This is a genomic window from Vibrio sp. V43_P6S15P86 (genome assembly GCF_009904725.1).
GTDB classification, from domain to species: domain Bacteria; phylum Pseudomonadota; class Gammaproteobacteria; order Enterobacterales; family Vibrionaceae; genus Vibrio; species Vibrio diabolicus.
The window spans coordinates 1-2,895 of record NZ_WXWT01000326.1 but is presented as its reverse complement, the minus strand read 5'-3'; the positions used below and the strand labels follow the sequence as shown (position 1 = coordinate 2,895).

The 2,895-nt window shown below is 39.8% G+C and carries 3 protein-coding genes; all 3 read left to right on the top strand.

Annotation, left to right across the window (positions count from 1 at the left end; all coding sequences use genetic code 11):
- Positions 1-873 (top strand): lipopolysaccharide biosynthesis protein (locus tag CAG69_RS14390; RefSeq protein ID WP_202600785.1); only part of this gene is annotated, 873 nt, incomplete at its 5' end.
- Between the two features lie 12 nt (positions 874-885).
- On the top strand, positions 886-1,929 hold the full coding sequence (locus CAG69_RS14385) for an N-acetylneuraminate synthase family protein (RefSeq protein ID WP_161444816.1): 1,044 nt from the start codon (positions 886-888) through the stop codon (positions 1,927-1,929).
- On the top strand, positions 1,929-2,895 hold a 967-nt coding region (gene neuC, locus CAG69_RS14380), incomplete at its 3' end, for a UDP-N-acetylglucosamine 2-epimerase (RefSeq protein ID WP_202600784.1). The genes CAG69_RS14385 and neuC, both read left to right, overlap by 1 nt.

The following is a 2,895-nucleotide window of genomic DNA, read 5'->3' as shown; positions in this document are numbered from 1 at the left end:
TCATTCGTGTTTTCTAATGATATGTTAAATTACCTAGAAAACAAGCTGTCCATAAAGAAACATTATTCTGATAACAGATATGATCTGTTAAGTCGATTATCGGAGGATGCTAGCAGCGAAGAATTTCAAAGGTATTATCGAGATAAAGTTCGAGTTGAAATTGATGAGAAATCATCTGTTATTACAGTATATGCGCAAGCATTTGATCCCAAGATGTCTTATGACATTACAAAAGCAATAGCAACCAAATCAGAGTGGTTCATTAATAACGTTGGTCATCAGCTTGCATATGCTCAATTAACGTTTATCAAGAAAGAACATCAAGGAGCAGAAGAGCGTTTGCAGTCTACAAAACGTAAGCTAATTCAGTTCCAGACCGAACACCGCCTTCTGGATCCTGAACAGGAGGGCTCAGCTCTAAGTCAAATTGCTTACGAATTAGAAGGACAAATTGCGATAAAGAATGCCGAGCTAAAAGCTGCCAAACTGACAATGTCCAATAGCGCTCCCCAAGTCATGGTGCTACAAAATCAGATTAAAGCTCTAGAACAACAGTTAATAAAAGAGAAGTCGCGTTTAACGGATTCAAACCGAACAAGTTCGATTAATGAGATATTATCGCAATTTTCAGATTTGAAGATCGAACTAGAGATGGCAGTTTCAGCATATACATCTTCGACTATCTCTTTGGAAAAATCACGAATCGAAGCATATAGAAAACTGAAGTTTTTGATAGTCGTTGAAGAGGTTCAAGTACCCGAAGAGCATAAGTATCCAGAAGTTTTCTACAACATATCTTTGTTCTCCTTATTGTTGATGATTTTCTTTGGTATTATGAGAATCATCATTGCAACTGTACATGAACTTAAATAAAGAGATTTAATAATGAGCAACCCAGTATTTGAAATTGCAGGTCGTAAAGTAGGCTTAGATTACGATCCACTAGTTATTGCAGAAATCGGTATTAATCACGAAGGGTCATTAAAAGTCGCATTTGAAATGGTTGATGCAGCTATTGAAGGTGGCGCTGAAGTCATCAAGCATCAAACTCACGTAGTAGAAGACGAAATGAGTGGTGAGGCGAAAAATGTAATTCCTGGTAATGCAGATGTCTCAATTTATGAGATTATGGAGCGTTGTTCACTAAACGAAGAAGATGAAACCAAGCTTAAAGAATATGTGGAGTCTAAAGGTGCTATCTTTATTAGTACACCTTTCTCTCGTGCTGCGGCAGAGCGTCTTGAGAGAATGAATGTCCCAGCATACAAAATTGGTTCTGGTGAATGTAATAACTATCCTCTTCTTGATCTAATCGCAAGCTACGGAAAGCCAGTTATTTTGAGCACTGGAATGAATGATATTCCGTCTATTCAAAAAGCCGTAGACATCTTCAGAAAGCATAAAACACCGTTCTGCCTACTTCACACTACTAACCTATACCCGACGCCAGATCATTTAATCCGAATTGGTGCAATGGAGCAGCTGCAGGAAGCTTTCTCAGATGCCGTTGTAGGTTTGTCTGACCATAGCATTGATAACCTTGCATGCTTGGGTGCTGTAGCTGCTGGTGCTTCGGTGCTTGAGCGTCACTTTACTGATAGCAAAGACCGTCCTGGCCCAGATATCTGTTGTTCAATGGATGCTGCGGAGTGTGCGGAACTTATCACCCAATCTAAACGCATGGCAAAAATGCGTGGTGGTAAGAAAGAACCAGCAAAAGAAGAACAAGTAACTATCGACTTCGCGTACGCAAGTGTTGTCACAATTGCAGAAATCAAAGCTGGAGAACAATTTACTCGTGACAACCTTTGGGTTAAGCGCCCAGGGACTGGTGATTTTCTAGCCGATGACTATGAAAGCCTTCTTGGCAAAAAAGCTAAGGCGGATATTGTTGCAGATATCCAACTTAAAAAGTCGGATGTTCAATAATGAAGAAGATAGTTTTCTTAACTGGTACACGGGCAGATTACGGCAAACTCAAGTCTCTTATTACTATGGTAGAAGCGGCGCCTGATTTTCAGGCGCATATTTTCGTTACCGGTATGCACATGCTTCATAAGTACGGCTTTACAGTACAAGAGGTTGAGAAGTCGGGTTACAAAAATGTCTACAAATACATCAACCAGCACGCTGCGGACACAATGGATGTAATACTAGCTAAGACAATCACAGGACTGTCAGATTACGTTAAAGAAGTGCAACCTGACATGATTGTTGTTCACGGTGATCGTGTCGAAGCCATGGCTGGTGCGATTGTTGGTAGTTTGAATAATATACTTGTTTCACATATCGAAGGTGGTGAAGTTTCTGGGACTATCGATGAGCTTATTCGCCATGCGGTAAGCAAGATGGCTCATTTACACTATGTTTCCAATGAAACAGCCAAGAAGCGTCTTCTTCAGCTAGGTGAGACAGAGAGATCTATCAATGTAATTGGCTCTCCTGACTTGGATATTATGTCGTCTGGAAGTCTCCCAACACTGAATGAAGCGCTAGATCGTTATGATATCCCGTTTGATGATTTTGGTGTGTTGATGTATCACCCGGTTACAACTGAACTAGAAATGTTAGCAGAAAACATAAAATGTGTAGTCGATGCGGTTATTACATCAAACAAAAATTTTGTCGTGATCTATCCGAATAACGATCACGGAACAGATGTTATTATTAATGAATATAAGCGTTTTGAAGGGCGTGATAATATACGAATTTTTCCAAGTGTACGTTTTGAGTGTTTCTTAACATTGTTAAAGTACTCAAAGATTGTCATCGGTAATTCCAGTGCGGGTGTAAGAGAAGCGCCATTTTATGGTATTGCTTCCCTAGATATTGGTACTCGTCAAAAAAATAGGGCAACAGCTCAATCAATCACAAATTTACCAAACGATGCTGATT